13 protein-coding genes and 2 tRNA genes are annotated in these 14,950 nt (G+C 50.1%); 6 read left to right on the top strand and 9 right to left on the bottom strand.

What is annotated here, in order from left to right:
* Positions 1–36: 36 nt before the first annotated feature.
* The 9 genes from deoC to ACMV8I_RS12070 form a co-directional block, all read right to left on the bottom strand.
* The gene (gene deoC / locus ACMV8I_RS12030) at positions 37–816 is read right to left on the bottom strand and encodes a deoxyribose-phosphate aldolase (protein WP_498865452.1); all 780 of its coding nucleotides are present in this window, start codon (positions 814–816) and stop codon (positions 37–39) included.
* Between the two features lie 538 nt (positions 817–1,354).
* Positions 1,355–2,170, bottom strand: coding sequence for a TatD family hydrolase (locus ACMV8I_RS12035; protein ID WP_498865453.1), 816 nt, complete (start codon positions 2,168–2,170; stop codon positions 1,355–1,357).
* Positions 2,167–3,366 (bottom strand): patatin-like phospholipase family protein, encoded by a 1,200-nt coding sequence (locus ACMV8I_RS12040; RefSeq protein WP_498865454.1) that lies wholly within the window; start codon positions 3,364–3,366, stop codon positions 2,167–2,169. The genes ACMV8I_RS12035 and ACMV8I_RS12040 overlap by 4 nt, the downstream gene beginning before the upstream one ends.
* Before the next feature lie 195 nt (positions 3,367–3,561).
* Entirely contained in the window at positions 3,562–3,723 is a 162-nt protein-coding gene (locus tag ACMV8I_RS12045; RefSeq protein ID WP_017493275.1) for a DUF1328 domain-containing protein, read from the bottom strand.
* A gap of 326 nt (positions 3,724–4,049) precedes the next feature.
* Positions 4,050–4,640 carry a molecular chaperone OsmY gene (osmY, locus tag ACMV8I_RS12050; protein ID WP_498865455.1) on the bottom strand — a complete coding sequence of 197 codons (591 nt, stop codon included), beginning with the start codon at positions 4,638–4,640 and terminating at the stop codon, positions 4,050–4,052.
* A 431-nt stretch (positions 4,641–5,071) separates the two neighbouring features.
* Positions 5,072–6,661 (bottom strand): peptide chain release factor 3, encoded by a 1,590-nt coding sequence (prfC, locus tag ACMV8I_RS12055; RefSeq protein WP_498865456.1) that lies wholly within the window; start codon positions 6,659–6,661, stop codon positions 5,072–5,074.
* Between the two features lie 171 nt (positions 6,662–6,832).
* Positions 6,833–7,057, bottom strand: a complete 225-nt coding sequence (locus ACMV8I_RS12060; RefSeq protein WP_498865457.1) for a hypothetical protein — start codon at positions 7,055–7,057, stop codon at positions 6,833–6,835.
* 2 nt (positions 7,058–7,059) lie between these two features.
* Entirely contained in the window at positions 7,060–7,503 is a 444-nt protein-coding gene (rimI, locus tag ACMV8I_RS12065) for a ribosomal protein S18-alanine N-acetyltransferase (protein WP_498865458.1), read from the bottom strand.
* The gene (locus tag ACMV8I_RS12070; RefSeq protein WP_498865459.1) at positions 7,472–7,885 is read right to left on the bottom strand and encodes a DNA polymerase III subunit psi; all 414 of its coding nucleotides are present in this window, start codon (positions 7,883–7,885) and stop codon (positions 7,472–7,474) included. Before ACMV8I_RS12070 ends, rimI begins: the two co-directional genes overlap by 32 nt.
* Positions 7,886–8,045: 160 nt before the next feature.
* Between ACMV8I_RS12070 and rsmC the strand changes: the two genes are divergently transcribed.
* The 6 genes from rsmC to ACMV8I_RS12100 all read left to right on the top strand — a co-directional run bounded on the left by rsmC (position 8,046) and on the right by ACMV8I_RS12100 (position 14,933).
* Positions 8,046–9,104 (top strand): 16S rRNA (guanine(1207)-N(2))-methyltransferase RsmC, encoded by a 1,059-nt coding sequence (gene rsmC, locus ACMV8I_RS12075; protein ID WP_498865460.1) that lies wholly within the window; start codon positions 8,046–8,048, stop codon positions 9,102–9,104.
* 232 nt (positions 9,105–9,336) lie between these two features.
* Positions 9,337–9,422, top strand: a tRNA-Leu gene (locus tag ACMV8I_RS12080).
* A 54-nt stretch (positions 9,423–9,476) separates the two neighbouring features.
* A tRNA-Leu gene (locus ACMV8I_RS12085) sits at positions 9,477–9,562 on the top strand.
* Between the two features lie 720 nt (positions 9,563–10,282).
* The gene (locus tag ACMV8I_RS12090) at positions 10,283–11,566 is read left to right on the top strand and encodes an HAAAP family serine/threonine permease (RefSeq protein ID WP_498865461.1); all 1,284 of its coding nucleotides are present in this window, start codon (positions 10,283–10,285) and stop codon (positions 11,564–11,566) included.
* 263 nt (positions 11,567–11,829) lie between these two features.
* Positions 11,830–13,197, top strand: coding sequence for an L-serine ammonia-lyase (locus ACMV8I_RS12095; protein WP_498865462.1), 1,368 nt, complete (start codon positions 11,830–11,832; stop codon positions 13,195–13,197).
* An 83-nt stretch (positions 13,198–13,280) separates the two neighbouring features.
* Complete coding sequence (locus ACMV8I_RS12100; RefSeq protein WP_498865463.1) at positions 13,281–14,933, top strand: glycerone kinase; 1,653 nt, start codon at positions 13,281–13,283, stop codon at positions 14,931–14,933.
* The last annotated feature ends 17 nt before the right edge of the window (positions 14,934–14,950 follow it).

Genomic DNA, 14,950 nt, shown 5'->3' on the forward strand with positions numbered 1-14,950 from the left:
AAAGCGCAGCTCAAGACTGCGCAATGACGATAACAATCAGTAGCTGCTGGTCGATTTTTGGTCAGCGTGGCCAAGCGTAGTCAGCAGACTGGCCAACAGGCTTGAAGCGCCGAAACGGAAATGGCGTGCATCAGCCCATTCGCGGCCCAGCAGACTGTCAGCCAGAGCCAGATATTGCGCGGCATCTTCAGCCGTTTTCACGCCACCGGCGGGTTTAAAACCAACAGCTTTGCCAACACCCATCTCAGCAATCACGCCCATCATCAGCTCTGCGCTGTGCAAGGTGGCGTTTTCAGGCACTTTGCCGGTTGAGGTTTTGATGAAGTCAGCGCCGGCTTTGATAGCAATTTCGGATGCTTTACGGATCAGCGAATCCTGCTTAAGTTCACCGGTTTCGATGATCACTTTCAGCAGCACATTCGCGGCAGCGCAGGCTTCTTTACACTGTTTGACCAGCTCGAAGCCGACCTGCTCGTTACCGGCGATCAGCGCACGGTAAGGAAATACGACATCCACTTCGTCTGCGCCATAGGCGATAGCAGCACGGGTTTCTGCCACGGCGATGTCAATGTCATCGTTGCCGTGTGGGAAGTTGGTGACGGTGGCGATACGGATGTCCGGCGTACCCTGCTCGCGCAGTGCTTTACGGGCAACAGGGATGAAGCGTGGATAAATGCAGATTGCAGCGGTATTGCCGGCAGGACTTTTTGCCTGACGACACAAAGCGATCACTTTTTCGTCAGTGTCATCGTCGTTCAGGGTAGTGAGATCCATCAGGTTCAGTGCACGTTGTGCTGCGGCGTTTAAATCGGTCATAAAACTCTCCAACAATTATCAATTCCAGCGACCAGCCAGAACTGAGCATACAGTCATGAATTCATGGTAAGCCGTGTGGCATCAGCAGAATTCTGCACGGTTGGCGAGCGGACTTGGTTCCTTGAAGATAGCGTGCGGGAAATAGGGTGAATCATTTCCGCTGGCAACTGAGATCCTTCTCACCGCGCTTGGATTGGCATCTGCCAATTCGTTGTGACTATTTGAACACATCACATCAGGTTGCTATGTGCAGTATTTCACACAAAATGAAAACCCACTGCAACGTTACTTGGCGAAATGAGATCAAGGTCACACAATGCCAGCTCTATGCTCAGAATTTGGCCTGAATAAAGAGTGTATACCCCTTTTACTACAAGAGAAGCCGGGGCACTCACTCTGTAACTACCGACCGGTGATTACGCAGTGAATGTTATAATAATAACATTCAAAAAGGAAGTAATTACGCGATAAAAGGCCTTAAAGATGTCATACATTGATGAATGATGCGTAGAAATGTTATTTAAATAACACAATGATTTTAAGGATCTATTGAGGTGGTCTTCACGATCGGCCAAGCAGGCAGGGCAAAAACGCGGCGGGTATTATCAAGCAGCGCAGTGGCAATCTGCTCCGGCGTTTCACTGCGTAGTTCACACAAGACATCAAACACGGAGGCAGCACGCTCAGGCCGGTTAGGCTGCCCCTGAAACCCCTGCAGTGGCATATCGGGTGCATCGGTTTCCAGTACCAACGATGAAAGAGGAAGTTGCGCCATCACATTGCGGGTCTTCTGAGCCCGGGAATAACTGATGGTACCGCCCACGCCGATAGCAAATCCCAGTTTCACAAATACCTGCGCCTGTGACAGGCTACCAGCAAAACCGTGAACCACACCGGTGGCCGGAAGCCGGGCCTGACGCAGCATCACCGCCAGTTGATCGTGACTGCGGCGTGAATGCAGGATCACCGGCAGATTTTCCCGTTTCGCAAGTACAAGCTGGGCTTTAAGCAACTGTTGCTGCCGGTCAAACAGCGGCTGCTCCATATACAGATCCAGACCTATCTCGCCGATCGCCACCAGCCTGGCATCACGGTGAGATAACCAGCCCTCAAGTAATTCGAGATCGGCATCCTTGTGGCGGGAGATATAAAGTGGGTGCAGCCCGAGCGCAGCGAAAATTTGCGGATGGTTTTTTGCCAGATCGAGTACGCCCTGAAAACGGTCGGCGGTAACGGTCGGAACGATCAACTGATGCACACCGGCGATTTCCGCCTTTTGCAGGCTTTCAGTTTCAGCACCGGTAAACGGCGGGAAGTCAAAGTGGCAGTGCGTGTCGATCAGGTGGAAACTCACAACTTTCCACCTTCGTTATAACGGCTCTCTTCGCTGTGCAGCATTTCGTTACGATCAGCGGGTTGAGTCTCATCATGAAATGCACTCACCGCCGGACGCACCATCCCACCATCGGCCACCATATCAGTAAGCACGGCGGGATCGAAAAGAATCTGTTCGACGGCGCTGGCAGCGGCAATCGGAATAACATGATCTGGATTATCCTGCGGCACCACCATGGGTCTCGGCCGGATTTTACGCGGCGTGATAAACGGCATCGAGCGTTCATTTTCACGGGGAATAAACCAGTGTGATGCGGCCGAAAGGAAGTAACGAGCGCAGCGACGACCAAGGTGGTAATCCTGATTCAGCGCAGGTAAGCGGCTGCCTAATGCATGGCTGGCAAGCGGCTTGGGTGGGAAAATCTCAAATATTCGCAGATCGCCCGGTGGATTTTCGATGAACTGCTGAATACGGTGATAGCTGCTTTCATGGTGCTGCATCATGCGCACCAGTTGTTGCAGACTGCTTTCACTCAGCCACTGTTCCATACGCTTCATCCACTGCGGCGTGTAGAACATCGCAGAGGGTACGGTGCGGATCACCACAATAGTATCCGCACCGCGCCGGTAGGCTTCTTCGACCGGAATGGCATCGCTGATTCCACCGTCCTGGTAGCTAATACCGTCGAGATCTACGCCCATGCGGTAAAAACCCGGAATAGCACTTGAGGCTTTGATCACTGGCAGCCAGTTTTCGCGCGTTGGCGCAAAATAGTTGGCAGTGTAGTCATCGCTTCGGCAGGCGCACATAAGAAACTCGCGGCCGTCGATCAACAGTTTTTCAGCGGAGTCCATCGCAAGTGGCATATTTTTGGACGTCTCGTCCACCAGCCAATCGAGATCGATGAGATGCCCGCCACGGACAAACCGCAGTGGGTTAAAAAAGTGAGAACTGGTGGTGTAGCGGGTAATGACGCGTCGAGCGTATCCCGGCTGGCCGCAAACAAAGGCCGAGAGATTTTGAGCACCGGCAGAGGTGCCAATAAATAGATCGAACGGATTAAATCCCGCACGCTGAAATTCGTCCAGCACGCCTGCGGTGAAAATCCCGCGTTGCCCGCCGCCTTCACATACCAGCGCAATCTTGCCGGGTTTGTAAGGTTGGTACGCCAGCGGTTCAATACTGCCGAGCGTAACAGGTATTCTGTATCCCAACGCATTCCCCTCAGTGAACAAGCCGCAAATTCTATGGGCCTCACCTCAGAGCATACCTTGTCTTTATCAGTTCGGTAATTATCTAATAAAATACCGGAGATTAAATCGTTACTTTCTGTTAACCCGTTCGGTTCAACAGTGTACGAGCCAATCTCCGGCAGGAATTATTCAGTGCTTATTCTATCAGTGAGGGTGTCAGAGTCGTTTACGACCGGTAAACAGGCTGACCAGGAACAGAATGATACCCACTACGAACACGACTTTTGCAGCCCAGGCTGCTGTACCTGCCAGACCACCAAAGCCAAGAGCCGCCGCGATTAACGCGATGATTAGAAATATAATGCCCCAACGAAACATAAGCTTCTCCTTACCCTATTTTTAAATTTTGCCCAATTCACATGGTGTCCAATATTTCGGACCTAAACCCAACGTTAAACCTTTCTATTTGGCTTCTTACTGCTTGGCTTCTTAAAACCGGTTTTGGCCGGATAATAAAAATGCTTACTTTTAAAGATAGCTGCAAAAATGAAAGTGTTAGAAAAACTGGCAATTTTTTTAGGCCGAATGGCCCCATGTGTTCTGTTTTATAGTGTTTTGATACTGACTTTATAAGAGCAGATTGCCTGCAACGTGACAGGCAATCTTTATTACATTAATGACTTGTTACCACTAACCATCAACGCTTACGGTACAATTTTCAGGTCATTCTTGACGCTTTTCACACCGTCAACGGTCTTAGCAACGCTTTCTGCACGGGCCGACTGCGCACGATCTTTTACAGAACCGGACAGCTGCACAACGCCGTCGGTGGTTTCAACTTTCACCATGCGTGAAGGGATGATGTCATCAGCCAGCAGCTTAGCTTTCACCGACGTGGTGGTGGCGGTGTCACCCGCATAGCCCTTCACCGTCTGGTCTTTGCTGTCTTTAGTATGCAGTTTGTCGCTGACGGATTTAACGCCTTCAACTTTAGTCGCCACGGCAACCGCCTGTTCAGCTTCTGCCTGCGAACCCACAAAACCGCTCAGCGTAACCACACCGTTATCTGTTTTTACTGAGATATCGCTGCTTTTGATCGCTTTCTCATCGACCAGAGCACTTTTCACTTTTGCTGTGGTGGCACTATCGCCCATGTAGTTATCAACTTTCTTCATGGAACTATCGATTTTTGCACCTGCGCTATCACTTGTGGTTGCAGCGAATGCGCCACCGCTCATCAGTGCGGTACCCAGAACAACAGCCATCATGGAATAGGCAAATTTAGAGTTTTTCATCGATTTCTTCCTTTCAGTTTATAAGCCCTAATCGCGGACCCGGTACGCCACATTTTTGGTGACGCCTTCTAACAAAATGTTTTGCTGAGTTTTTACATCCTATGTAGCAGAGTACTTCGTTTTATTCGGGCTTTTCATCGCCTTTCGATATAACTCTCTGCATCGTGACCTAAAAGCAGTGCTTTAAGCCACTTTTCCCTAAACACACATTTAATATAGTCAAGAATGAGCAAAACAGTAGGAAGATCGTTAATAACAGCCCCGAATACAGACAAGTCCTAAGATTAGTCGGCCATTTTGCCTGTTTTTCCGTCAAGGTGCGGAAAAAGCGAACAGGGTAAATGTGACGAGTGATCAAAAAACAGGAAGAATAAGGATAAAAAAAGACGGCGCAAAGGCCGTCTTTAGAGGTAAAAACCGATGAAAAAGAATTAATGCTCGCGGGTTTTACGGAATTTCACTTCAGGATATCGCTCAGAAGCCAGGTTCAGGTTCACCATGGTTGGTGCGATGTAAGTCAGGTTGTCACCACCGTCCAGTGCCAGGTTCACTTCATTTTTGCGCTTAAACTCTTCAAATTTCTTCACGTCGCTGCACTCAACCCAACGTGCTGTGCTGACGTTGACCGACTCGTAAATGGCTTCAACGTTGTATTCACTTTTCAGACGCGCCACCACCACTTCAAACTGCAGTACGCCGACGGCTCCCACAATCAAATCGTTGTTGGAGATGGGGCGGAAAACCTGAACCGCACCCTCTTCGGAGAGCTGCACCAACCCTTTGAGCAGCTGTTTCTGTTTGAGAGGATCGCGCAGGCGGATCCGGCGAAACATCTCTGGGGCGAAGTTCGGAATACCGGTGAACTTCATGTTCTCACCCTGAGTAAAGGTATCGCCGATCTGAATAGTACCGTGGTTATGCAGGCCGATGATGTCCCCAGGGAAAGCCTCTTCCACGTGCGAACGGTCGCCAGCCATAAAGGTCAAGGCATCAGAGATCACCACGTCTTTACCGGTACGGACCTGTCGCAGTTTCATGCCTTTTTCATATTTACCGGACACCACACGCATGAATGCCACGCGGTCGCGATGCTTTGGATCCATATTGGCTTGAATTTTGAAAACGAAGCCGGTGAACTTCTCGTCATCGGCTTTCACTTCACGCAGGTCGGTTTTACGCGGCATCGGCGCGGGAGCCCATTCCATCAAACCGTCAAGCATATGATCCACGCCGAAATTACCCAACGCCGTTCCGAAGAAGACCGGGGTTAAATCACCACTGATGAAAGCTTCGTGATCGAATTCGTGCGACGCGCCCTGCACCAGTTCCAGCTCTTCACGCAGCTGTTTGGCGAGGTCTTCGCCGACGGCAATATCGAGATCGGGGTTATTTAACCCCTTAACGATGCGGACTTCTTGAATGGTGCTGCCTTTACCGGTCTGATACAGATAGGTTTCATCTTTATAAAGGTGATAAACGCCTTTAAACAACTTGCCGCAGCCGACAGGCCAGGTGATAGGTGAACAAGCTATTTTCAGCTCGCGTTCTACTTCGTCCATCACTTCCATTGGGTCACGGATGTCGCGGTCGAGCTTGTTCATGAACGTCAGGATCGGCGTATCACGCAGACGGGTCACTTCCATCAGCTTACGGGTGCGATCCTCGACGCCTTTCGCGGCATCAATCACCATCAGACAGCAGTCAACGGCGGTCAGGGTACGGTAAGTATCTTCGGAGAAGTCTTCGTGTCCCGGGGTATCGAGCAGATTGACCAGACACTTTTTATACGGGAATTGCATCACCGAGGTCGTAATAGAAATACCACGTTGCTTTTCCATTTCCATCCAGTCAGATTTGGCGTGATGGCTTGAGCCACGACCTTTAACCGTACCGGCGGTCTGAATGGCGTTGCCGAATAACAACACTTTTTCAGTAATGGTAGTCTTACCCGCATCGGGGTGAGAAATAATGGCGAAGGTACGACGCTTAGCCACTTCGAGGGCGAGTTCACTTGGAGACATGTTTTCACGTTTCTTCGGTTGGCCGCCCTGCACTGCTGTGTATTACACCAGAGTTTCATCACGTCAGTAGGACGTCAGGCAAAGCGGTAATATAAGTTATAGCTGGCTATTTTCACTGATTTGGCCTGGATGGGCAATCAATGGTTTTTTTGTGCTCCAGGCGGCAAACTCTCAGAGCTTGAAGTCGGCAGGCAATGAGGCCCAATGACGTCGTAAAATGACTTTATGGGTATTTGCCATAGGAAGTGAATCAAGCCGGTTTGACCATTCACTCCGGGCGAGGGTAAGCACATCATCCAGATGCACTTCTATCGCGGGCCAGGAGATGCCAATGCGACTTGCCCATTTATCAAAAGTGGAGAAGCCGATAGCTGCCCAACGTTTTTCTTTCGCCATATTCAGCCCAGTATCAGCGCCATCATAATGGCGTCTTCGCGGCCTTGTGCGGAAGGGTAGTAATTGCGGCGGACAGAGACTTCATTGAAACCGAGACTTTCATAGAGCGTGATGGCTTTGCTATTCGAGGCGCGGACTTCCAGCCAGAGTGTGACAACGTCCCGCAGCTCAAGTTGCTGGATCACCTCTTCAAGCAGAGCGCGGCCCAACCCATGACGCTGAAAGGCGGGATCGATGGCGATATTAAATAGCGTCGCTTCGTCGAGAACAACTTGAGTGATGGCGAAACCGGCCATCTCATCGCCCTGCATCATTTTCAGGTTGAGATAACGTTCGCCCTGATTGCTGGCAAAGGTCTTTTCAGTCCATGGGAAAGCATGGCTGGCGTTTTCAATTTGGAAAGCACGGGGTAAATCAGCGGGTGTCAGGATAGAAATGCTGTTCATTTTCACAAATCTGCTGCCAGAGCGCCCGTTTGGCGCCGGCGTTTTGGTAAAGCTCGGACAACGCCGGGCTGGATAGCTGCGTACCTTCGACCGCTAACGGTTCGTTGATACCCAGTCGCCAAATATTGCATTGAGTGCCTTCTGGCAGCATCGTGACCTGTTCCGGCGTCAGGTGGTAAACCTGCTGAGCCGCCAGTGCCAGCGAGCGCAACACATCGGTGATCAAGGGGTCATCGCCAGCAGGTGGGACGTCGGCGACAATCAACAGCCGCGTATTATCAGGCAGGCTGACCGCCACTTCACCTTGTAAAACAGCCGGCTTTCGCAGCGTCCACTGCGTAATACCCATCTGTTGTAACAGCCAGTCTCGTCTTGATGCCATGCCCATTCCTGTCTGTTGGCGACCCGTTGCTATGAAGATTCGCGCCGGTTAATTCACACCGCTTATTTACGATAATGCCGCGCTATGCTAGCAAACCCATCGAACGTGCGCCAATAAACCTCTATAATGCCGGGCTATATTCCTGAGGAGCCACAACCTGATGTCTGCATTAACCCCGGCAAGTGAAGTAATACTGCGCCACAGTGACGAATTTACAGGGCGCCGCGTGCTGTTTGCCGGTGACTTACAAGATGATCTACCAACCAATTTTGTTGAAGAAACCGGCGCCGAAGAGGTTCGCGTTCACACCAACCAATACCACCATGCACAAATGCTCGGCGGCGCGCTGCAGGACAACGTGCAATTCAGCCTGCTGCCTGATGCTGAATTTATCGCGTCAAGCGACCTGCTGATCTACTACTGGCCGAAGAGTAAGCAAGAAGCAAAATTCCAGCTGTTCAACCTGTTGTCACAACTGCCGATCGGCATTGATGTATTCGTCGTCGGTGAAAACCGCTGCGGCGTTCGCAGCGCTGACACCGTGCTTGAAGAGATTTGCGAAGTGAGCAAAATCGACAGTGCACGCCGCTGCGGTTTGTATCATGGCCGTCTGGAGAAACAACCTGAGTTTAACGCCGAAGCGTGGTGGGATACTTACATGGTTGAAGAAGTGACCATCAAAACACTGCCAGGCGTATTCAGCCGCGAAGGCCTCGACAGCGGCAGCCTGCTGCTGATTAACAGTTTCGATCAACCCGTGAAAGGCAAAGTGCTCGATATCGCCTGCGGATCAGGCGTGCTCGCCGCGGTATTGGCCACCTATTCACCAAAAATGAAAATCACCCTCAGTGACGTCAGCGCTGCAGCCATTGAAGCCAGCCGCGCCACGCTTGCCGCGAATGACCTGCAGGGTGAGGTGATCGCCAGCAACGTCTATTCTGACATTGCGGGTCGATTTGACATGATCATCTCCAACCCTCCGTTCCACGAAGGTTTACAGACCAGCCTGCACGCCGCAGAACAACTGATCCGCGGTGCTGCGAAGCATCTGAATGTGGGCGGCCATCTGCGCATTGTTGCTAACTCATTCCTGCCTTATGCCGCACTGCTGGACGACACCTTTGGCAGTCACGAAGTGCTGGCGCAAAATGCCCGCTTCAAGGTATACCAGGCGACTTTAGGCCGTGCACCACGTGACGGTAAAAAGAAGAAGCGTTAATCACAATGCGCATTATCTCTGTGCCGTAGCCTTCACCCACTGCGGCCATGAAGAGAGCAATTCAACCGCGCAATTGAGAGGGATTGCTCTATTCATGGCGAATATGCTGTTTTTTACGCCAAACGTCCGTAATGCAGGAAATAAGTATTGACGCCCGTGAGGAAATCACTAGAATTCGGCCCGTAGTTGTATGGCTCGCAGAGAAAATTCGTATGAATACTTTGCTGAGAATGCGATGGTGGCGGAATTGGTAGACGCGCTAGCTTCAGGTGTTAGTGTCCTTTGGATGTGAGGGTTCGAGTCCCTCCCTTCGCACCAATACAACTAAGAGTAAAATTAGAAAGACCAGATTTATATTGCACGGCACGGTATGCGATGGTGGCGGAATTGGTAGACGCGCTAGCTTCAGGTGTTAGTGTCCTTTGGATGTGAGGGTTCGAGTCCCTCCCTTCGCACCAATCCGGTGATATAAATCAGGCAGTTAAAGATATACCTGTGCGAAGGTGGCGGGAATAATAAATAGACGCGCGAGCTCAAGTGTCAGAGTCCTTTGGATGTTAAAGAGCAGCCTCTCCTCCCGCACCATTAGTATGTAATAGACGTCTGCGGACGTCTTTTTTATGTCTAAAATTCAGTGCCCGCCAGTTTTCCCGCTTTTATCAGTCAACCTGATTCGATCTTGACAGACTTAACCCTCTGCTGATGCAGAAACACAGTGGCATATTCCCTGATAACAAATAATATTTAGATATGCACTAAGAAAGATATTAACCAGGCCAGATAAAATAGCCCACGCAGTAGATCTGTACGAATAAAAATCACCAAGTTCATTTTATGAACAATTCGTACATATAATATCCGAGGACATGTCGATCACTACAAATATAAATTGTTACTGAATGATTAATAATGGGCGCTCTACTAGGTGGATTATGTTAATAAAACACCATTCTCAAGCCGAATTATCGAGAAGCTATCATTAATCGTGACTTTGATCTCAATCCCACACGAAATGACAGATTTTTATGCTACCGGTAGGTATCATCCCGGCATTAGTGATATGTTTTATTCGTTTGAACGGTTTTTTTAAAACGCGTGAGTCGCATAAAACCTCGCTGAAAATGACGTAATAAAAACCGATTTTAAAATAGCATTTTATTTTTCTATACCGAGGGATTATGGACAACACACATATTGATACGCAGGTTCGGGGCTCAACCTCTAGCTGGCGTAAAACGGACACCATGTGGATGCTGGGTCTATATGGTACGGCAATTGGTGCAGGCGTACTCTTCCTGCCTATTAATGCCGGTATCGGCGGTTTAATTCCTTTACTTATTATGACCGTCCTTGCTTTTCCGATGACGTTCTTTGCGCACCGCGGTCTGACGCGATTTGTATTGTCCGGAAAAAATGCTGGTGAAGATATTACCGAAGTAGTAGAAGAGCACTTTGGTATTTCCGCCGGGAAACTTATTACCCTGCTTTATTTCTTTGCTATTTACCCTATCCTGCTGGTATATAGCGTCGCCATCACCAATACGGTTGAAAGCTTTATTACTCACCAGATGCACTTAACCGCCCCACCGCGTGCATTACTCTCTCTGGTACTGATTCTGGGTCTGATGGGTATCGTGCATTTCGGTCAGGACCTGATCGTTAAAGCGATGAGCATTCTGGTGTTTCCGTTTGTTGCCGTGCTGATGGCGCTGGCCTTATATCTCATCCCTAACTGGAATATGTCTGTATTCCAAAACATCTCTGTTTCCGGTAACGGTGTGGGTAATGGCTTGATGATGACCCTGTGGCTGGTGATCCCGGTAATGGTGTTCTCCTTTAACCACTCGCCAATCATCTCTTCATTCGCGGTTGCCAAGCGTAAAGAGTACGGCGAAGGCGCTGAGAAAAAATGTTCGCGCATTCTGGCTTATAGCCACATCATGATGGTGTTAACCGTCATGTTCTTCGTATTCAGCTGCGTACTCAGCCTGTCTCCGGAAAACCTGATGGAAGCGAAAACCCAGAACATTACGATCCTCTCTTACCTGGCAAACCACTTTTCTAATCCAATGATTGCCTATGTCGCGCCGTTTATTGCTTTCATTGCTATCACTAAATCTTTCCTCGGTCATTATCTTGGTGCCCGCGAAGGTTTTAATGGCATAGTAATTAAGTCACTGCGCAGCAAAGGGAAAAATATTGCACTTCCGACGCTGAACCGCTACACCGCTATTTTCATGTTATTAACTACCTGGTTAGTAGCCACATTAAACCCTAGCATTTTAGGGATGATTGAAAATATCGGCGGCCCAATAATAGCAATGCTATTATTTCTGATGCCAATGTATGCTATCCATAAAGTACCTGCGATGAAAAAATACAGTGGCCATGTTAGCAATGTGTTCGTGGTTATAATGGGTCTGATTGCCATGTCAGCAATTGTTTATACGCTGATGAGCTAAACTTTAATTAAATAATTAATAATAAGCAGGGTAAAACCTGCTTATATTTTAACGTTCCATTTCAATTCTTATCTTTGGTTTCTCCGGCGAATTCTTCGCCCCACCCTTTATACTCTAAATAACTCGAGTTGCAGGACTTATCTGCAGGAAGCAGATTTGAACGCTGCTTGCCGCGGCCCCTTTAGGGTGGAGCGCGCACAGCCAACGCACATACAACTTGAAGTATGACGAATATATTGACACTTACAGCTATGGAGTCAGACGTGATCAGCATCTTCGATATTTTCAAAATAGGTATTGGCCCTTCCAGTTCTCATACTGTCGGCCCAATGAAAGCCGGGAAAATATTCAGCGATGAACTTATCTCTCTCGGCCTTATTAATAAGACTACCCGCGTCGTGGTAGATATTTACGGCTCTCTATCATTAACCGGTAAAGGGCACCATACCGATCTGGCCATTATCATGGGGCTGGCCGGGAATCTGCCGGATTCCGTTGACATAGATGCTATTCCGGCTTTTATCCATGCGGTGGAAACCAGTGGCAGACTGATGCTGGCGAATGGCACCAAAGAAGTCGATTTCCCTCTGGAACTGTCGATGATATTCCATTCCGGCAACCTGCCGCTGCATGAAAACGGCATGACGGTGAGCGCATTTAACGATGAGACCCTGCTCTATAGTCAGACCTATTACTCTATTGGCGGCGGTTTTATTGTGGAATCCAGCCGTTTTGGTATAGAGGAAGAGAGCATCGTCACCATGCCATTTCCATTCCATTGTGCGAAAGATTTACAGCGGCACTGCAACGACTCCGGCCTGTCACTGTCGGGCGTTATGCTACAAAACGAGTTAGCCGGGCATTCACGTATTGAAATTGCTGAGCATTTTGCGGCAATCTGGAATGTGATGAGCGAAGGCATTACGCGAGGTATCCATACCGAAGGCTTACTCCCGGGCCCGATGAAAATCAACCGCCGTGCCGCAGCACTGCGCCGAATTCTGGTCACTCAGGACAAGAACAATGTCGACCCTATGGGTGTGGTTGACTGGATCAACATGTATGCCATGGCGGTCAATGAAGAAAACGCGGCGGGTGGGCGCGTAGTCACTGCGCCAACCAATGGCGCCTGCGGCATTATCCCGGCGGTACTGACTTACTATGATCAGTTTATTCGCCCGGTCAGCCCCGACTCTTACAGCCGCTTTTTCCTGGCGGCAGGTGCCGTAGGCGTGCTGTTTAAAATGAACGCCTCTATCTCCGGCGCAGAAGTCGGTTGTCAGGGTGAAGTCGGCGTAGCTTGTTCGATGGCGGCTGCCGGTCTGACTGAACTACTGGGCGGCAGTACCGCACAGGTGTTTATGGCAGCAGAAATCGCCATGGAACATCACCTTGGTTTGACTTGTGATCCGCTGGCAGGACAGGTGCAGGTACCTTGCATTGAGCGTAATGCTATCTCGGCGGTAAAAGCCGTGAATGCCTCGCGTATGGCGCTGCGCCGCACCAGCGAACCGCGTGTCTGTCTGGATAAAGTGATCGAAACCATGTACGAAACAGGCAAAGACATGAATGCCAAGTACCGCGAGACTTCACGCGGTGGGTTGGCTATTAAGGTCTTAGCCTGCAACTGATTACCCGTCGTCTCTGTGCTATGTTGAATCTGATGTTATGTGAAACCCACAACACCTAAAAACAGTTAAAGGGACGAATCGGCATGTCTAAATTTTTCATGAATGACCGCAAGAATCTGATTAACGACGTGATTGAAGGCGCAATCCTGACCTCCCCCTACAAAAATCTCGCCAAACTGGATGTCGATCCGGCCATCCGCGTGGTGGTACGCAGCGACTGGGATAAGAAAAAAGTCGCGCTGATTTCCGGAGGGGGTTCAGGTCATGAACCGGCACACGTCGGTTTCGTCGGCAAAGGCATGTTGACTGCCGCCGTGTGCGGCGACGTATTTGCCTCACCAAGCGTGGATGCGGTACTCCACGCCATCGTGGCGGTCACTGGCGAAGCAGGTTGCTTGCTGATCGTTAAAAACTATACCGGTGACCGCCTTAACTTCGGCCTGGCGGCGGAAAAAGCCAAAAACCTCGGTTATAACGTCGATCTGGTGATGGTGTCTGATGACATTTCGTTGCCAGACAATAAACAGCCGCGCGGCATTGCCGGAACGGTGCTGGTACATAAAATTGCCGGTTACGTGGCCGAACACGGTAAATCGCTTAAAGCCGTGGCGACGGCGGCGCAAAAAGCTATTGATGCTATTTCAAGCATCGGCGTGGCGATGGCAGGTTGCAGCCTGCCGGGCGACAGCGGTGAAGAAGATGAAGAGAGTCGTATTCCAGCCGGTCATGTCGAGCTCGGTCTGGGCATTCACGGCGAACCAGGCATATCAAAACTCAAGACCCAGAACAGCGAAAAAGTTATCACTACGCTGGTGGATAAGCTACAGGAACAGCTGAAGAAGAGCGACAAACTGGCTGTTCTTATCAACAACCTTGGCGGCGTTTCTCCGCTGGAGATGAACCAACTGACCAAAGAGCTTGTGCACTCTGCACTGGGTAAATCCATTCGTTATCTGATGGGGCCTGCGGCACTGGTCAGTGCGCTGGATATGAAAGGTTTTTCACTGTCGGCCATTGTCCTGACGGATGATATTGAGAAAGCCCTGCTGGCAGAAGTGGAAGCCTCCGGCTGGCAGCCGATGGTTAAACTGGAAAAACTACCGACGCAGAAAGCCAAAAAAATCAGCCAGAAGGTGAAAGTGAAGGCCTCGGCCAATGCTGAGGTCGGCAAAATTATCGAGACCATCACCCAAACCCTATCAGGACTGGAGGATGAGCTGAACAAGCTGGATGCCAAAGTGGGCGATGGTGACACTGGATCCACCTTTGCGTCAGGTGCTCGTGATATTCAGGAGCAGAACCAAGGCAAAAAATTGCCACTCAACGATCTGTCGGCATTACTGACATTGGTGGGTGATCGACTGGCAACGGTGATGGGAGGCTCCAGCGGCGTGCTAATGTCGATCTTCTTTACCGCTGCCGGGCAGAAGGCGCAGGAGGGCAAAAAAGTGGCCGATGCGCTGCTGTTTGGTCTTGAGCGCATGAAACATTATGGCGGTGCAGATCTGGGCGATCGCACCCTGATTGATGCGCTGCAACCGGCACTGGAAGCGCTCGGTAAGAACAATGACTTGAAAGCCGCCGCCAAAGCGGCAGTAAAAGGCGCGAAAGAAACCGCCAGCATGAAAAAAGCCAACGCGGGCCGCTCTTCTTACCTCAACAGCAGCAGCCTGAAAGGGGTAAAAGATCCCGGCGCGGTGGCAGTAGAAAAAGTCTTCGAGGCACTCGCCAAATAACGCAGATAGCGAAAAAG

Origin of the sequence: Ewingella sp. S1.OA.A_B6, assembly GCF_049889095.1 — a bacterium.
In the GTDB taxonomy this organism is placed as follows: Bacteria; Pseudomonadota; Gammaproteobacteria; order Enterobacterales; family Enterobacteriaceae; genus Ewingella.

Coding starts and splice junctions, on each gene's coding strand:
- ACMV8I_RS12090 (WP_498865461.1), top strand. CDS start 10,283: ATGGACAACACACATATTGATACGCAGGTTCGGGGCTCAACCTCTAGC.
- rimI (WP_498865458.1), bottom strand. CDS start 7,503: ATGAACAGCATTTCTATCCTGACACCCGCTGATTTACCCCGTGCTTTC.
- ACMV8I_RS12100 (WP_498865463.1), top strand. CDS start 13,281: ATGTCTAAATTTTTCATGAATGACCGCAAGAATCTGATTAACGACGTG.
- osmY (WP_498865455.1), bottom strand. CDS start 4,640: ATGAAAAACTCTAAATTTGCCTATTCCATGATGGCTGTTGTTCTGGGT.
- ACMV8I_RS12045 (WP_017493275.1), bottom strand. CDS start 3,723: ATGTTTCGTTGGGGCATTATATTTCTAATCATCGCGTTAATCGCGGCG.
- ACMV8I_RS12060 (WP_498865457.1), bottom strand. CDS start 7,057: ATGGCGAAAGAAAAACGTTGGGCAGCTATCGGCTTCTCCACTTTTGAT.
- prfC (WP_498865456.1), bottom strand. CDS start 6,661: ATGTCTCCAAGTGAACTCGCCCTCGAAGTGGCTAAGCGTCGTACCTTC.
- deoC (WP_498865452.1), bottom strand. CDS start 816: ATGACCGATTTAAACGCCGCAGCACAACGTGCACTGAACCTGATGGAT.
- ACMV8I_RS12070 (WP_498865459.1), bottom strand. CDS start 7,885: ATGGCATCAAGACGAGACTGGCTGTTACAACAGATGGGTATTACGCAG.
- rsmC (WP_498865460.1), top strand. CDS start 8,046: ATGTCTGCATTAACCCCGGCAAGTGAAGTAATACTGCGCCACAGTGAC.